The sequence below is a fragment of the Curtobacterium sp. SGAir0471 genome (assembly GCF_005490985.1).
GTDB lineage: Bacteria > Actinomycetota > Actinomycetes > Actinomycetales > Microbacteriaceae > Curtobacterium.
The window spans coordinates 3,516,665-3,531,991 of the sequence record NZ_CP027869.1 but is presented as its reverse complement, the minus strand read 5'-3'; the positions used below and the strand labels follow the sequence as shown (position 1 = coordinate 3,531,991).

General features: G+C 69.3%; 14 protein-coding genes. 8 read left to right on the top strand and 6 right to left on the bottom strand.

Features of this window, described 5'->3' with window-relative positions:
- The first annotated feature begins 494 nt into the window (after positions 1-494).
- The 8 genes from rpmH (at position 495) to C1N91_RS16460 (ending at position 5,546) form a co-directional block, all read left to right on the top strand.
- Positions 495-632: a 50S ribosomal protein L34 gene (gene rpmH / locus C1N91_RS16495; RefSeq protein ID WP_019181680.1), complete on the top strand. Its 138-nt coding sequence runs from the start codon at positions 495-497 to the stop codon at positions 630-632.
- Between the two features lie 61 nt (positions 633-693).
- Positions 694-1,089, top strand: a complete 396-nt coding sequence (rnpA, locus tag C1N91_RS16490) for a ribonuclease P protein component (RefSeq protein ID WP_137768586.1) — start codon at positions 694-696, stop codon at positions 1,087-1,089.
- The gene (gene yidD / locus C1N91_RS16485) at positions 1,086-1,481 is read left to right on the top strand and encodes a membrane protein insertion efficiency factor YidD (protein ID WP_137768585.1); all 396 of its coding nucleotides are present in this window, start codon (positions 1,086-1,088) and stop codon (positions 1,479-1,481) included. Before rnpA ends, yidD begins: the two co-directional genes overlap by 4 nt.
- A gap of 8 nt (positions 1,482-1,489) precedes the next feature.
- The gene (yidC, locus tag C1N91_RS16480) at positions 1,490-2,452 is read left to right on the top strand and encodes a membrane protein insertase YidC (RefSeq protein WP_137768584.1); all 963 of its coding nucleotides are present in this window, start codon (positions 1,490-1,492) and stop codon (positions 2,450-2,452) included.
- A complete protein-coding gene (locus C1N91_RS16475) occupies positions 2,453-2,950 on the top strand; it encodes a Jag family protein (protein WP_137768583.1) in 498 nt (165 codons plus the stop codon).
- Complete coding sequence (gene rsmG / locus C1N91_RS16470) at positions 2,947-3,591, top strand: 16S rRNA (guanine(527)-N(7))-methyltransferase RsmG (protein WP_137768582.1); 645 nt, start codon at positions 2,947-2,949, stop codon at positions 3,589-3,591. The genes C1N91_RS16475 and rsmG overlap by 4 nt, the downstream gene beginning before the upstream one ends.
- An 81-nt stretch (positions 3,592-3,672) precedes the next feature.
- A complete protein-coding gene (locus tag C1N91_RS16465) occupies positions 3,673-4,566 on the top strand; it encodes a ParA family protein (protein ID WP_137768581.1) in 894 nt (297 codons plus the stop codon).
- The gene (locus tag C1N91_RS16460) at positions 4,566-5,546 is read left to right on the top strand and encodes a ParB/RepB/Spo0J family partition protein (RefSeq protein ID WP_137768580.1); all 981 of its coding nucleotides are present in this window, start codon (positions 4,566-4,568) and stop codon (positions 5,544-5,546) included. The genes C1N91_RS16465 and C1N91_RS16460 overlap by 1 nt, the downstream gene beginning before the upstream one ends.
- A 791-nt stretch (positions 5,547-6,337) precedes the next feature.
- Here C1N91_RS16460 and C1N91_RS16455 read toward each other — a convergent pair.
- The 6 genes from C1N91_RS16455 to C1N91_RS16430 form a co-directional block, all read right to left on the bottom strand.
- Entirely contained in the window at positions 6,338-7,012 is a 675-nt protein-coding gene (locus C1N91_RS16455) for an ElyC/SanA/YdcF family protein (RefSeq protein ID WP_137768579.1), read from the bottom strand.
- Positions 7,013-7,014: 2 nt separating this feature from the next.
- Positions 7,015-7,977, bottom strand: a complete 963-nt coding sequence (locus C1N91_RS16450) for a D-alanine--D-alanine ligase family protein (RefSeq protein WP_137768578.1) — start codon at positions 7,975-7,977, stop codon at positions 7,015-7,017.
- A 40-nt stretch (positions 7,978-8,017) separates the two neighbouring features.
- Positions 8,018-9,322, bottom strand: a complete 1,305-nt coding sequence (locus tag C1N91_RS16445; RefSeq protein WP_137768577.1) for an aminotransferase-like domain-containing protein — start codon at positions 9,320-9,322, stop codon at positions 8,018-8,020.
- Between the two features lie 191 nt (positions 9,323-9,513).
- The gene (trxA, locus tag C1N91_RS16440; RefSeq protein ID WP_022832611.1) at positions 9,514-9,840 is read right to left on the bottom strand and encodes a thioredoxin; all 327 of its coding nucleotides are present in this window, start codon (positions 9,838-9,840) and stop codon (positions 9,514-9,516) included.
- 63 nt (positions 9,841-9,903) lie between these two features.
- Positions 9,904-10,902 (bottom strand): thioredoxin-disulfide reductase, encoded by a 999-nt coding sequence (gene trxB, locus C1N91_RS16435; protein WP_137768576.1) that lies wholly within the window; start codon positions 10,900-10,902, stop codon positions 9,904-9,906.
- Between the two features lie 91 nt (positions 10,903-10,993).
- On the bottom strand, positions 10,994-15,256 hold the full coding sequence (locus tag C1N91_RS16430) for a DUF6049 family protein (protein WP_137768575.1): 4,263 nt from the start codon (positions 15,254-15,256) through the stop codon (positions 10,994-10,996).
- Between the last annotated feature and the right edge of the window lie 71 nt (positions 15,257-15,327).

Genomic DNA, 15,327 nt, shown 5'->3' with positions numbered 1-15,327 from the left:
TCGCGCTGGTCTCCTGGTCTGCTGTCGGTGTGCTGGTGTCGGGCGTGGCCGGACACCGGTCCACCTGGTGGGTGGTCGGTGCGCGCCGAGCCGTGTCGGCGCGGACGGTTCCACGGGGCGGACCGCTGTCCCCTGCAGTGGTGATCCACAGGGTTGTCCACAGTCCTGTCCACGGCGGTCCGGCTGCGGATGCTGAGGTGACTCCCCCGTCGCTCCGCGGAACGGGCCGATCGATCACACCACTGTAAAGGGTCCGACCGAGTCGTACCGAACGCACGTTTTCCCCAATGTGGATGATGATCGTGCGGATGCCTCGGTCGACCCCGGTCCTCGGCACCGTTTGACCTCGCCGCCCCTGTCACGTACCGTTAACCAGTTGACTGCGGCCATTCGGTCGCGCCCATCGTGTCGTTCGGCCTCGTCGAGCGGCTGTCCAGACATACGTGTCGGCTCGCGCTGAGCCCGTCCTCGAGCGCAGCCGTGTGGAGATCATCATGAGCAAGCGCACCTTCCAGCCGAACAACCGTCGTCGCGCCAAGAAGCACGGCTTCCGCGCCCGCATGCGCACCCGTGCCGGCCGCGCCATCCTCGCCGCGCGCCGCAGCAAGGGCCGCACCGAGCTCAGCGCCTGATCGGGCTGCGCCCCTCGGGGCAGCGTCTGATCCGGTCCCGAATCGGAACCCGGTAGCGATCGTGTTGGCCCGCGCCAACCGCATCGTCCGCGGTGACGACTACCGGTCCGTCGTGCGTCGTGGTCGCAGGAGCGCCACGGCGCACGTCGTCGTATCCGTGGTCCGACGGCCGGTCGGTGGCACGCCCCAGGGCGCGGGCGGCCCGGACATCGTCGCGCCCGGCCCGGACGATCCGACCCGCTTCGGGTTCATCGTCGCGAAGACGGTCGGGAACGCCGTCGTCCGCAACACGATCCGTCGTCGGCTCAAGGCCATCGCCCACGAGCTGCTGACCGAGGTACCGACCGGCCACGACGTGGTCATCAGGGCCTTGCCAGCCGCAGCGCAGGCCGGATGGCCTACCCTGCTCGGAGACGTCTCGCGCTCCTTCGCGCGCGGGGTGGAGAAGGCAGCATGAACCGCATCCAGTGGACCCGGCTGGCGTTGAACCGACTGGCCTGGGTCGTCGCGTTGCTCCCACGCAACGTGTGCGTCGTCGTGCTGCGCGCCTACCGCGCGGTCATCTCTCCCCTGTACGGGAACGTCTGCCGCTACCACCCGTCGTGCTCACGGTACGCGCTCGAGGCCATCCAGCAGTACGGCGTCGTGCGCGGGTCGGCGATGGGGGCCTGGCGGATCGCGCGGTGCAACCCGTGGGCTGCCGGTGGGATCGACGACGTTCGCGAGCGTGACCGTCCCTACCGCCTGACCCGGTTCGGGTTCGTGCTCCCTCCGTCCCAGCTGCACCCCCAGTCGTCCGGCGATGTCCGTCGTCCGGTCCTGCTCCCCCAGCGCACTCGAAAGGCGTGACCGTCCTCATGGACTTCATCGGAACGATCCTCTGGCCACTGAAGTGGGTGGTCTCGGCGATCCTCGTGGCCTTCCACTGGATCTTCGAGTCCCTCGGCATGGACCCGTCGGCCGGCATCACGTGGGTGCTGTCGATCATCTTCCTGACCTTCGTGGTCCGGGCCGCGCTGATCCCGATCTTCGTCCGGCAGATCAAGTCGCAGCGCCGGATGCTCGAGGTCGCGCCGCAGCTGAAGAAGATCCAGGACAAGTACAAGGGCAAGAAGGACCAGTTCTCGCGTGAGGCCATGAGCCGCGAGACCATGGCGCTCTACAAGGAGACCGGGACGAACCCGCTGAGCTCCTGCCTGCCGCTGCTCATCCAGATGCCGATCTTCTTCTCGCTGTACTCGGTGCTGCACGAGGCGCAGATCAACAAGACGGGCATCGGCCTGCTCACGAACACCCTGGCGCAGGACTTCGGCAACGCCGCCCTGTTCGGCGCTCCCCTGCACGAGACCTTCACGAACGCCTCCGGGTGGGAGGTCCGCGTCATCGCCGGCTTCATGATCGTCGTGATGACCGCGTCGCAGTTCGTCACCCAGCTGCAGCTCGTGGCCAAGAACATGTCGCCGGAGACCAAGGCGTCGCCGATGTACCGCCAGCAGAAGATGATGCTGTACATCCTCCCGCTCGTCTTCGTGATCTCGGGCCTCAGCTTCCCCCTCGGCGTCATGTTCTACTGGCTCGCGTCGAACATCTGGACGATGGCGCAGCAGTACTTCGTGATCCGCAGCATGCCGACCCCGGGTTCCGAGGCCGCGCTCGCCCGCGAGGCCCGCCTCGCCAAGAAGGCCCAGCGCCGCGGCACCCCGGTGCTCGCCGAGGCCGGCGCCGGCTCGGCAGCGGTCGAGGTCGAGCCCGTCCGCGTGACCACGCAGCGCCAGCAGCCCGTCGGCAAGAACCGCTCCAAGAAGAACGGGAAGAAGTAAGTGACCGAGCAGGACACCGCCCCCACCGTCGACGCTCCCGTCGAGACCGACGACGCCCGCGACGAAGCGGACATCGCTGCGGACTACATCGAGGAGCTCCTCGACATCTGCGACCTCGACGGTGACATCGAGATCGAGGAACGTGCCGGGCGGGTGTACCTGTCCGTGAGCGACGAGGGCGGTGCGCTGCGGGTGCTGTCGAAGCCGGAGACGGTGTCGGCCCTGCAGGAGCTCACCCGGATCGCCGTGCAGGCGGAGACCGGTGAGTTCAGCCGGCTCATCCTGGACATCGGCGGCTCGCGGGACGCCCGCGCCACCGAGCTCCAGCGACTGGTCGACACCGCGGTCGAACGCATCGAGGCGGGTTCGTCGTCCGCAGCACTGCCCCCGATGTCGTCGTACGAGCGCAAGCTCGTGCACGACCTGGTCGCGGAGAAGGGCTTCCACTCGGAGTCCGAGGGCGAGGGACGAGACCGCCACACGGTCGTCACCCGATGACGGACGAGGTCACGCCGGTCCTGGAGCAGGAGCCGGCGGCCGCTGCGGTCCTGTTCGGGGACCGCATCGAGCTCGCACGGTCCTTCACCGCCGAGCTCGCCCGCCGCGGCGAGGAGCTGGGCCTGATCGGCCCGCTCGAACTGCCGCGACTGTGGACGCGACACATCCTCAACTCTGCACTGCTCGCTCCCCTTCTGGAGGCCGACGGTCGCGTCGCCGACGTTGGTTCCGGTGCCGGATTGCCCGGTCTCGTGCTCGCGATCGCCCGCCCCGACGTCACCTTCACGCTCATCGAGCCGATGGAGCGTCGCTGCGACTGGCTGAACGCGGAGTCGGAGCGGCTCGGGCTCGAGAACGTCACGGTCCTGCGCGGACGAGCGGAGGACGTCGCGGACTCCGTCGTGGTCGACCAGGTGACGGCGCGAGCGGTGAGTGCGCTCTCGAAGCTCATCCCCCTCACTGTGCCGCTGGTCCGGTCGGGCGGGCAGCTCGTCCTCATGAAGGGTGCGCGAGTCGACGAGGAGATCGAGAAGGCCCGGAAGGTCATCCTGCGCAAGCGCCTGACCGATGTCGAGGTGCTCGAGCTCGGGGACGGTGTGGTCGAGGAGACCACGCGAGTCTTCCGGGCTACAGTTGACTGACGCCGCGGCTGGGTCCGGCTCCGCCGGACGCCGAACGCCCGACGTTCCACGTGGAACACTGACCCGGGGAAGAGGTCTTCGTTGAGTTCATCGACCGACTACGACGCGTCGACGCCCCTGGCCCGCGAGCTCGCGGATCTGAACCGACGACGCCGGGCGATCGCGACCCAGCAGTTCCCGCTCCCCGAGAAGACCCGCGTCTTCACCGTGTCGAACCAGAAGGGCGGGGTCGGCAAGACGACCACGACCGTCAACCTGGCCGCCGCGCTGGCCCACGGTGGCGCCCGGGTGCTGGTGATCGACCTCGACCCGCAGGGCAACGCCTCGACGGCGCTCGGAGTCGAGCACCAGGCCGAGGTGACGAGCGTCTACGACGTGATCGTCGACGAGGCGCCGATCGCTGATGCGGTGCAACGCTCCCCCGAGTCCGAAACGCTGTGGTGCGTGCCAGCGACGATCCACCTCGCCGGCGCCGAGATCGAGCTCGTCTCCCTGGTCGCCCGCGAGCAGCGGCTACGAACGGCGCTCGACCAGTACCTGTCCTCGCTCGACGAGCCGTACCACTACGTGTTCATCGACTGCCCGCCCTCGCTCGGACTGCTGACGATCAACGCGTTCGTCGCGGCCCACGAGGTGCTGATCCCGATCCAGACCGAGTACTACGCACTCGAGGGCCTCAGCCAGCTCCTGCGGAACATCGAGCTGATCGAGCGGCATCTCAACCCGAATCTCCGCGTCTCGACCATCCTGCTCACGATGTTCGACGGGCGCACCAACCTGTCGAACCAGGTTGCAGCGGATGTCCGTGAGCACTTCGGAGAACAGGTCCTCAAGGCCGTGATCCCCCGGTCGGTTCGCGTGAGCGAAGCACCGAGTTACGGCCAGAGCGTCGTGTCGTACGACGTCAACTCGTCAGGGTCGCTCTCCTACCTGGAGGCGGCCGCCGAGATCGCAGCACGAGGAGCGCAGGACTGATGGCACCCAAGCGAACCGGCCTCGGTCGAGGTATCGGCGCCCTGATCCCCACGGCGTCGGACCAGCAGGACCGCCCGGTCGACGTGTTCTTCCCGACCGGTGGATCCCCGGCATCTCCCCCGTCTGCCGGCGGGGCGACCGCCGAGGACCTGGTGGCCGTTCCGGGTGCGCGGCTCGCGAACCTCAACCCGCTCGACGTGGTGCCGAACGCGCAGCAGCCGCGGAAGGAGTTCCGCGAGGAAGAGCTCCAGGAGCTCGTGCACTCGATCCGCGAGATCGGCGTGCTCCAGCCGATCGTCGTCCGCCCGATCGCGGGTGCCTCGGGAACCGAGCCGCAGTACGAGCTCATCATGGGTGAGCGGCGTCTCCGTGCGACGAAGGAACTCGGGCTCGCGACGATCCCGGCGATCGTCAAGGACACCCCCGATGATGCGATGCTGCGAGACGCGTTGCTCGAGAACCTGCACCGCGCACAGCTGAACCCGCTGGAAGAGGCGTCGGCGTACCAGCAGCTCCTCGCTGACTTCGGGATCACCCAGGAGCAGCTCGCGCAGCGTATCGGTCGGTCGCGCCCGCAGATCACGAACACCATCCGGCTGCTCCGCCTGCCCTCCCCCGTGCAGCGCCGCGTCGCCGCCGGTGTGCTGTCGGCTGGACACGCGCGGGCGATCCTCGCGGCGCCCGATGCAGAGGCGATGGAGTACCTGGCCGAGAAGATCGTCAACGAGGACCTGTCGGTGCGCGCGGCCGAGGCCATCGCGCAGCAGCTCGCGGCGAAGACGCCGGTGAAGCCGAAGGCGGAGCCGTCGAAGCGACAGGCGCACTTCAACGACCTGGCTGAGCGCATCGGCGACCGGCTGAACACGCGTGTGAAGATCGCTGTCGGAGCCCGGAAGAGTTCCGTCACGATCGACTTCGCGAACGGGGACGACCTGAACCGCATCCTCGGCGAACTCGGCATCAGCGACGTCACCGACTGAGCCGCTCCCGCACGTCACTGTGTTCACGGAGCTGATCTGCCGGTTCGAGTGCACTCGGCAAGACGCGCCCTGAGCCGCAGGCGCCCTTCTGACGGCCTCGCTCAGGTCTGGCTGGTTCGCATAACGGCAAGGCCCTTCTGAGCCGGCAGGAGCGCTCTGGCGGGCTGTCGTGCCCTCCTGTCGTCTCTGTGGCCACCGTGGTCTCGTATTCGCCTGCTGACGGTCGTGCGGCAATCCAGCGTCCGTTCCACGTGGAACATTCGACACTGCCGCCCGATCCCCATGAAGACGAAGGCCCGTTGATCGGGAGCTGTGGCCCGCTACGGCTCAACGGTCGGGGTTCCGGATGCCTCGGCTATCCGAGCCGATCCCGTCGTCTGAGTGGCCAGGGCGCCAAGGACTGAGTGGAGAGCCTCAAGCCGAACGAGGCGTCCGCAAGCGTCCGAGTACGACTGCCGGCTCGAGATGAGGGTCGTCGAAGGATGACCGGGATTCCTCGGAGGCGGAAGCCCGGGGCGCGGACGAGGAGTTGCCTGCTCCCCACCAGCTGGCGGTCGTGGTCCGAGAGGTATCGCGCGCTGATGGGCTGGCGATGGCCAGGGCGGCGAATTGCCCCGTCTCATCCCCTTGCCGGCGGGATCCGCCGGGTCTGTCCGAAAGGGAGACCCGCGGGGCGAGAGGGCTACCGGGCGGAGCAGGACGCTCAGCGCATCGCACCTGCTTCCGGCCTGCAGCCGATCGGTGTCGGGACCGTCGTACGACTGCGCCCGGAGGGATGGCGCAGCAGGAGTTCATGTTCCACGTGAAACGCTGCGCAGCGAAGCGAGCTTCCAGAGCCCGACTGCCGCGAAGATCGGCTTGAAGAGGATCATCTCTCCGAACCGATAGTCGTCAGCGGGCACGAGCCGGTTTGCGAGCCGCAGGTCTTGACGACGGAGGTACGCACGAGCCTTGGCAGCGTGGAGACCGTTCGAGCAGATCGCGATCATGGCCGAGTCATTGAGGAGCTTCCGCGCATTGGTGATGTTCTCCCATGTCGACACACTCTCCCGGTCGCACCGAATCTCACCGAGCCACCCTGTTGCGCGCACTGTTTCAGCGAGCAGGTCGGCTTCAGGACGGGTGCCCCGGGCGGCTCCACCGCAGCATATGACGGTGATGGTTACTCCATGCGCCGCAAGACGCAGCGCTGTCCGGGCAGCGATCCGCGCTCGCCAGCGGTTCACGGCATTGGGGCGATCCCCTCGATCGGCGAAACCGAGGACGACGACATTGCAGGTACGGCCCTGATGCGAAGCAATCAGCTCCTCCCCGTACCGCTGGTTGTCGCCGAGCTCTGCACGTGCCTGCGCTGATGCCCGGGCATGGACCGCCTCACCGAAGGTCAGCGCGGCGAGGGTGGCCGAACCCACCAGAGCAACGACAAAGGGCAGTGTTCCACGTGGAACACTGCCCTTCGCGGACATGATCAGGCGCGGTGGTCGCGGATCGCCTGCTCCGCCAGCTCGGCGTACGTCCACCCGAGGTCGAAGCCGGATGCGCTGAGGGCCTGCGGAACGAGTGAGGTCTCAGTCAGCCCCGGAAGGACGTTCGCCTCGAGGAACCAGGGCGTACCAGCGCCGTCCACGATCAGGTCGACGCGCGAGAGGTGGCGGAGGCCGAGCGCGGTGTGTGCTGCAACTGCGGCGTCTGCTGCTGCGCGAGCGAACTCGTCGGAGAGCCGAGCCGGTGTGAAGAACGTCGTCTCCCCCGCGTTGTACCGCGCCTCGAAGCCGTAGGTCCCGCTCTTCGGGACGATCTCGACCGCGGCCAGGGCGACCGGACCGTCGCCGGTGTCGATGATGCCGACGGCCACCTCGGTCCCGCGGATAAGCTGCTCGACGATGACGTCGTCGCAGTAGGTGTACGCCGACACCATCGCACGGGGCAGGTCGTGCGGGTCCTCGACGAGCGTCACGCCCTGTGCACTGCCGCCTCGTGCGGGCTTCACCGCCAGCGGCACCGGGTGCTCCGCCGCGATCGCGTCGAGCACCCCGACGGCCCCGAGCTCACGGAAGACGTCGTGCGACAGCGTGACCGACCGCGGGGTACGCACGCCCGCACGCGCGACCAGCGCGGACGAGGTGGGCTTGTCCCACGCGAGCCGAGCGGATGTCGACCGCGAGCCGACGAACGGGATGTCGAGTGCCTCCAAGACACCGCGCAGCGCGCCGTCCTCACCGGACGCGCCGTGCAGCGCCGGCCACACGACGTCCGGGCGAGATTCGCGGAGCGCCGGCAGGAGGGTGGCGTCGGCGTCACGTAGGTCGACCTGCCAGCCGTAGCCCGTCAGGGAGTCGGCAACGCGACGACCCGATCGGAGCGAGACGTCGCGCTCGTGCGAGATCCCTCCCGCGACGACGACGACGTGACGACGGGTGAGCTCGGCCATGCGAGGGTCCTCCGGGTGGAACGGTCGATGGAAGTGCTGGTCAGGAGATGTTCGGCGGCGGTGCGACCACGGTGGAGCGCGACTCGGTGACCGCGCTCGGCCGCGTGGAGTGCCCGAAGGTCTCGAGTAGCTCGAGCTCGTCGTTGATGACCGTCGCGAGGCGCTTGACCCCGACCCGGATCTGGTCCGGCGTCGGGTAGCAGAACGACAGGCGGATGTTGCCCCCGCCGCGGCCGTCGGCGTAGAACGCGGTCCCGGGCGTGTAGGCGACCAACTCCTTCACGGCACGGGGCAGCATGCCCTTCGAGTCGAGCGACTCCGGCAGCGTGAGCCAGACGAAGAAGCCGCCGTTCGGCTTCGTCCACGACAGGTCGGGCAGGAACTCCCCCAGCGCGGCCAGCATGGCGTCCCTGCGCTCCGCGTAGAGGCCTCGGAAGGTGTCGACCTGCCCCTTCCAGTCTGCGGCGTCCAGGTAGGCGTTCACGACGTACTGACCGAAGGAGTTCGGCGCGAGGACGGCGGACTCGTTGGCCAGGACGAGCTTTTCGCGGATCGCGTGCGGGGCGAGCGCCCAGCCGACGCGGAAGCCCGGGGCGAGGGTCTTCGAGAAGGACCCGAGGTAGACCACGCCCTCGTCGTCGATCGAACGGATCGCCTGCGGCGCGGGCTCGTCAAACCAGAGCAGTCCGTAGGGGTTGTCCTCGAGCACGAGGATGCCGTTCGATCGGCAGATGTCGAGGACCTCGATGCGACGCTCACGGCTCATCGTGACGCCGGCCGGGTTGTGGAAGTTCGGGATCGTGTAGAGGAACTTGATCCGCTTGCCCTGCGCGCGCAGGTTCGCGATCGCCTCGCGCAGCGCCTCGGGGACCAGGCCGTGCTCGTCGGTCGTGACGTGGACCGTCTCCGCCTGGTACGAGCGGAAGACGCCGATGGCGCCGACGTACGAGGGCGACTCGGCGAGCACGACGTCGCCCGGGTCGATGAACAGTCGCGTGACGAGGTCCAGCGCGTGCTGCGAGCCGGTGGTGACCACGACGTCCTCGGCACTGGCACGGATGCCCTCGAGGCTCATCACGTCGACGATGTGCTCGCGCAGGGACCGCAGACCCTGGCCGCCGCCGTACTGCAGCGCCATGGCGGCGTCCTCGGTCATCACCCGGTCGATCGACCCGGTGACGAGCTCGCGCGGCAGCGCCGAGACGTACGGCATGCCACCGGCGAGCGAGACCACCTCGGGCCGCGATGCCACGGCGAACAGGGCTCGGACCTCGGAGGCGCTCAGCCCGGCGGTGCGCTGGGCGTAGGAGTCGTACCAGGGGTCGAGGCTGTTGCCGTTCGTCATCGTGTGCTCCGTTCAGTGGGACATTCCCGCCACACTACGACATTGCCCGCCGGATCTGCGGTGGGAGTCAGGGGCCGATCCTGAAGCTGTGGCCCGCCCACGTCCAGCTGGCACTCCCCCCGCACGACGACCCGGACGACGACGGCCCCGCTCTCCGGGGAGAGCGGGGCCGTCAGGGTCGTGCGGGGTGCCTACGCCAGGAACTCGGCGAGGTCGGCCTCGAGCGCCGGCTTCGGCTTCGCGCCGATGACGGTCTTGACGACCTCGCCGCCCTTGAACACCTTCATCGCCGGGATGGACGTGATCTGGTAGTTCATGGCCGACTGCGGGTTGTCGTCGACGTTGAGCTTGACGATCTCGATCTTGTCGGCGTGCTCCGCGGCGATCTGGTCGAGGATCGGGGAGACGGCGCGACACGGGCCGCACCACTCGGCCCAGAAGTCGACGAGGATGGTCTTGTCGGACTTGAGGACCTCGTCCGAGAAGGTGGCGTCGGTGACGGCCTTTGCGTTGGACATGTGTGCTCCTTCGAGAAGTTCAGTTGGTGCAACGGCTGGGCCGCCGCGGTATTCCGAGGTGGGTCAGGCTCTGGCGGCCTCGACGTCGATGATCGCCGGGCCCTCGGGCGTGACACCCTCGGCCTGGTCGACGAGCGCGTCGTCGAGGTCGGCGAGGTACTTCTCCGCGTCGAGGGCGGCGACGGTGCCGGAGCCGGCCGCCGTGATCGCCTGGCGGTAGGTCGGGTCGATGACGTCACCCGCGGCGAAGACACCCGGCAGGTTGGTCCGCGACGAGCGACCCTGGACCGCGATGGTGCCCTCGGGCGCGAGGTCGATCTGCCCGTGGACCAGGTGCGTGCGCGGGTCGTTGCCGATGGCGATGAACAGCCCGTCGAGCTGGAGTGAGGATTCCTCACCGGTCACCGTGTCGCGGAGGGTGACGCCCTCGACCGAGGAGTCACCCGTGATCCCGGTGACCTCCTTGTTCCACGCGAACTCGATCTTCGGGTCGTTCATCGCGCGGTCCTGCATGATCTTCGACGCACGCAGGGTGTCCTTGCGGTGGATGACCGTCACCTTGTCGGCGAAGCGGGTGAGGAACGTGGCCTCCTCCATCGCGGAGTCGCCACCGCCGACCACCGCGATGTTCTTCTGGCGGAAGAAGAAGCCGTCGCAGGTCGCGCACCAGCTCACACCGTGGCCGGAGAGTCGCTCCTCGTCGGCGAGGCCGAGGTGTCGGTACGCCGAACCGGTCGCGTAGATGACCGCGAGGGCCTCGTACGTCTCACCGGAGCCGACCGTGACCTTCTTGACCTCGCCGGTCAGGTCGACCGAGACGGCGTCGTCGTACAGGACCTCGGCACCGAACTTCTCGGCCTGCTCCTGCATCTTGATCATGAGGTCCGGGCCCTGGATCCCCTCGGGGAAGCCCGGGAAGTTCTCGACCTCGGTGGTCTTGGTGAGCTCGCCACCGGTCTCGACGCTCGACGCGACGATCAGGGGCTTGAGCTCCGCGCGCGCGGCGTAGATGCCGGCGGTGAACCCGGCGGGACCGGAACCGATGATGATGAGCTGGCGCATGTGCCTCGCTGCCCTTCCGTTGAGTGCTGACCGGGTCAACACATGGTACCGGCGGGACATTCCGCGCCACCGGGGAGCGGACAGCCGGTGATCAGCGTCCGAGTCGCGCGCGGAGGAGCTTCACGGCGTTCGCGATCTCGCCGTTCCTCGCGACGACCAGGGCGCCGAAGTACACGACCGCCATCGCTGCACCGCTGAGCACGATGGTGATGAACGCGCCCGTCCGGTCGGACATCGCGAAGCCGTCCTCGACGAAGGCGCCGAGGGTGGACACGACCACGGCACCGGCGACGCCCGCGATGAGCGCGGCGATGACGAACTGCACGTGCGAACGGGTGACGACGGGCCCCTCGATGCCGTTCAGGCGACGACGGACGAGGACGAGCGCCACGATCGTCTGCGCGGTCCCCGCCAGCGTCGTGCACGCTGCGATCGAGACACCGACGATGCTCTGCGGGAACGTCGCGACGGCGAGGGCCCCGATGACGAACAGCACCGACTGCACGCACTGCATGAGGAACGGCGTGCGGTGGTCGTGCATCGCCCAGAAGACCCGCTGGATGATGAAGAGCATGCTGAACAGCACCAGACCGGGCATGTAGGCGAGCAGCACCGCGCCGATGGAGAGCGCCTGCTCGAAGGTGCCGGCGAACATGCGCCCGAACGGCACGGACACCACGATCAGTGCCACGGACGCGAACACCGTGAACAGTCCGACGATCCGCAGGGACAGCGACAGGTTGCGCCGGACGGCGTCCAGGTCGCCCCGTTCTGCGTCGTGGCTCATCCGCGTGAAGTACGCCGTCGCGATCGACACCGCGAAGATCGAGTGCGGCAACATGAAGAGCAGCCACGCGTTCTGCAGGACCGCGTTGCCCGCGGCGCCCGTGCCGAGCGACGCGACGCGCGACTGCACGATGCCCGCGAGCTGCGTGACGAGGATCATCGCGAAGAGCCAGCCTGCCGCCGTGCCGGTCGCCTTGAGCCCGACCCCGCGCCACCGGAAGTCCGGACGGAACGACAGTCCCGCACGCTTCCAGAAGAACGGCAGGAACGCGGCCTGGGCCATCACACCGAGCGATGCACTGCCGGCGAGGACGGCGATCTTCAGGGGGGTCCACGAGTCGACCGAGGAGTTGACCGCCTGGTCGCCGAACATCGCGATGAAGACGACGAGGCCGGCGATCGCGATGACGTTGTTGATGAGCGGCGCCCACGTGAACGGACCGAAGACCTGCTTGGCGTTCAGGACCTCGCCGAGCAGCGAGTACAGCGCGTAGAAGAGGATCTGGGGGAGGCACCAGAACGCGAACGCGACCGCGAGGTCGGTCTGGGCCGGCGTGAAGCCCTTGCCGTCGCCCGTGGCCTGTTGGCTGTACAGCCAGACGAGGAACGGCGCGAGGACCGTGGCGACGATCGTGATGACGACGAACACGGTGGTGCCGAGCGTCACGATCTTGTTGACGTACGCCGTCCCGCCGTCGCGGCTCTGCTGCATCGACCGCACGATCTGCGGGATGAGCACCGCGGAGAGCAGGCCACCCGCGATGAGGGCGTAGATGTTGTTCGGCAGCTGGTTCGCCAGGGCGAAGGCGTCGGCACCCGGCGAGTGCGCCTGGCCGATCGCGTACGCCAGCACGAAGGTCTTGCCGAAGCCGAGCACCCGCGAGAGCATCGTGCCCGCGGCGAGCATCGCGCTCGCCCGTCCGAGGTTCCGCTCGGCTGCGGGCTCCGCGTCGACGGCGGGCTGCTGCTGCGTGCTGATGGTCGGCTCCTCGGGATCGGACACGGTGTCGTCCTGGTCAGGTCGGCCGGCCGGGAGGCGCGGCTCACCTCCGTCGCGGACGGTCGCGTCCGCAGGGCGCGCGCCGTCCTGCTGTGGTGCGCCGGACCCGTTCGGTGCGACGTGCGCGGGACCGGACACGGCGGTGGTGCCGACGGCTGCTGCACCGACCGCCCCTGCACCGACCGCCCCTGCGCCGACCACCGCGGCTGCGGGGGCCGCCTGCGCGACGCCGGACGAGCCTCCAGACCGGGCGGCGGGAGCACCGGGCGCATCGGGCTGCACCGCGAGCGGGCGGTTCGGGTCGTCGTCGTCCTCGTCGTCGAGATCGCCGTTGCGGCGTCGGATGCGCTTCCGGATGCTACGGAAGATCCCGAAGCCGAAGATCGCGACGAGACCGATCGCTGCCACGGCCGTGATGACCGTCTCCCACTGCGCCTGCACGTTGAGCTCGACGGTCGTGGGCTGCGACACGGTGACCCCGGTCGGCGTGGTCAGCGACATCGTCAGGCTGACCTTGCCGTTCGCGACCGACCGGACCGGGATCGTCGTGCGGGCCGAGGACTGCGGTTGGAGCTTCACCTCGACGTCGTTCCGCACGACCTGCAGCGCCGAGCTCGACGGCTGGACGTTGAGCAGGACGGTGATCGGGTAGTCCGTGCGGTTGCGTACCGACACGGGCAACGACGAGCGGTCGCCGAGGAGCGTGAGCGAGCTCGAGTCGGGGATGCTCACCTGGTCGGTGGTCTGCGTCCAGGTCCGGACCTGCTTGCCGACGGCGGTGGTCAGCGCCTCGGGATCGCCGCGCCAGGCGTTCGACGCCAGGGCGAGCAGGCGCAGTCGTGCCGGGGCGGTGACGGTCGCGGGGTCGTCGACGGCGGATGCGAAGGCGGTGAGGTCCTGCTCGCTCGCGACCAGTCGGCGCAGTCGGTCGAGGCGGTCCGACCCGTCGTCGGCCGGGGCCAGCGTGAGGGACCCGGCGGTGGCCTTCGCCGCGGTCGAGAGGTCGGCGGGAGCGACCCACGGGGTGTCCTCGAGCGCGTCGAGGGCGCTGCTCAGCATCGTCGAGTCGGTCGGCCACTCGCGGCCGAGGGTCAGGAGCACGGGGCTCTGCGCGCTGCCGGAACGGGCTGCGGTCGCGAGGGTCGCGGTGAGCTCGGCCATCGCGGCGTCGTGGTCGCGCTGGTCGGTGGCGGTGGCCGCCTCGCGGAGCAGCGCTGACATGCCCTGGTCGGCGACGAGCACCTTCTGGTCGCCGATGCGCTCCGAGGCCGCGACGGTGGTGTCCGGGCCGGCCGAGGTGTTGCCGCTCGCGACGATGGTCGTCTCGGCGCCGGCCTTCGCGAGCGCGGGCAGGTCGTCCGTGGCCAGGGTGTTCTCGACGGGCCAGGCGACACCGTCGAGCGCGTAGGGGAAGTCGAGCAGGCTGGCCGTCGTCGGCAGTGTCGTGGTCGTGCCGTCCTGGCCCGTGCCGTCCTGGCCCGTGCCGTCCGGTGCTGCACCGTCCTGGTCCGCGCCGTCCTGCGCGTCGGCGGTCGCGTCGTCCGTGGTGGTCGGGGTCGTGCCCGGAGTCTCGTCGGGGGTGGCACCGGCGGAGGCCGTCGGCGTCCCCGTGGCGGTGGCCGTGGGGGTCGGGGTCGGCGTGCTGGCACCGGGGAAGTTCTGCTCCTCGACCGCCTGGTCGAGCGAGATGACGCCGGGGATGCCGTCCGCACCCGCCTGGCGCAGCCCGGTCACGTCGGCGTCGGCGTACGGCAGCGCGAAGGTCTCGTTCCGGAGCCCCTCGAGCCGGTCGAGCCAGCTCCGGGCGCTGGACGGTGCGTTCTCGCCGAGCAACCGGATCGAGGCGATGATCCGCGGGTCGACGCCCACGGCCACGTTGTGGTCCACGGCGGCGTCGAGCTGCTGGGTGAGGGTCCCGTCCACCGAGGTCGCGGCCGCGAGGGCGTCGGCGCCGATCACGCCGTCGACGGTGGCCGGGAGGGTGATCGGCATGGCGACGGAGACGCCGACCGGGGTCTGCTGGAAGTCCGGGTACCACGTGATCGCGGACCGGGCGACGGCCGAGGTGTCGCCTGCGGTGTACTCGGCGGCGATGCGTCGGGCGCCGAACGACGAGTACCCGCCCAGGGCGACGTTGCCCGGCACGATGGTCACGGTCTGCGTCACCGATCGGTGCGCCGGGACCGCCGGGACGTCCGTGGTGTCCATCGGGGCGCCGAGGTAACCGGTCGTGCTGGTGTCGGCAAGCCAGTCGGAGAGGACGTCGCGTGTGCTCTCGGAGCGGAAGATGTCGAGCTCGACCGAGCCGGCGGGAACCTCGGTGTCCGTGTCGTTCCTCACCGTGACCGTGAGCTGCAGGTCCTGGTCGCGTCGGACGATCCCGCGGCCGGCGGGAGCGATCGAGACCGTCGTCCTCCCCTGGTCGGCAGCGGCCGGAGCGGCGGTGCGGGTCGTGGTGCGGTCGACCGTGGCGGCGTGGGCCGGGTCCGGACCTGCGGGCGTGACGACGATGCCGATGGCGACGAGGGCCGTCGCAGCGGCGGCGAGCGTGGAGCGGAGGATGTGCATACAGGAGGGCCCGAGGGTCGGTTCCGGCCGAGCACGAGTGTACGAGGGGCGGACGGGGACGATCCCGTGCG

Bases quoted from the DNA above. Each gene is read 5' to 3' on its own strand.
- rpmH (WP_019181680.1), top strand. From the start codon at position 495: ATGAGCAAGCGCACCTTCCAGCCGAACAACCGTCGTCGCGCCAAGAAG.
- yidD (WP_137768585.1), top strand. From the start codon at position 1,086: ATGAACCGCATCCAGTGGACCCGGCTGGCGTTGAACCGACTGGCCTGG.
- yidC (WP_137768584.1), top strand. From the start codon at position 1,490: ATGGACTTCATCGGAACGATCCTCTGGCCACTGAAGTGGGTGGTCTCG.
- rsmG (WP_137768582.1), top strand. From the start codon at position 2,947: ATGACGGACGAGGTCACGCCGGTCCTGGAGCAGGAGCCGGCGGCCGCT.
- C1N91_RS16460 (WP_137768580.1), top strand. From the start codon at position 4,566: ATGGCACCCAAGCGAACCGGCCTCGGTCGAGGTATCGGCGCCCTGATC.
- C1N91_RS16455 (WP_137768579.1), bottom strand. From the start codon at position 7,012: ATGTCCGCGAAGGGCAGTGTTCCACGTGGAACACTGCCCTTTGTCGTT.
- C1N91_RS16450 (WP_137768578.1), bottom strand. From the start codon at position 7,977: ATGGCCGAGCTCACCCGTCGTCACGTCGTCGTCGTCGCGGGAGGGATC.
- C1N91_RS16445 (WP_137768577.1), bottom strand. From the start codon at position 9,322: ATGACGAACGGCAACAGCCTCGACCCCTGGTACGACTCCTACGCCCAG.
- trxA (WP_022832611.1), bottom strand. From the start codon at position 9,840: ATGTCCAACGCAAAGGCCGTCACCGACGCCACCTTCTCGGACGAGGTC.
- trxB (WP_137768576.1), bottom strand. From the start codon at position 10,902: ATGCGCCAGCTCATCATCATCGGTTCCGGTCCCGCCGGGTTCACCGCC.
- C1N91_RS16430 (WP_137768575.1), bottom strand. From the start codon at position 15,256: ATGCACATCCTCCGCTCCACGCTCGCCGCCGCTGCGACGGCCCTCGTC.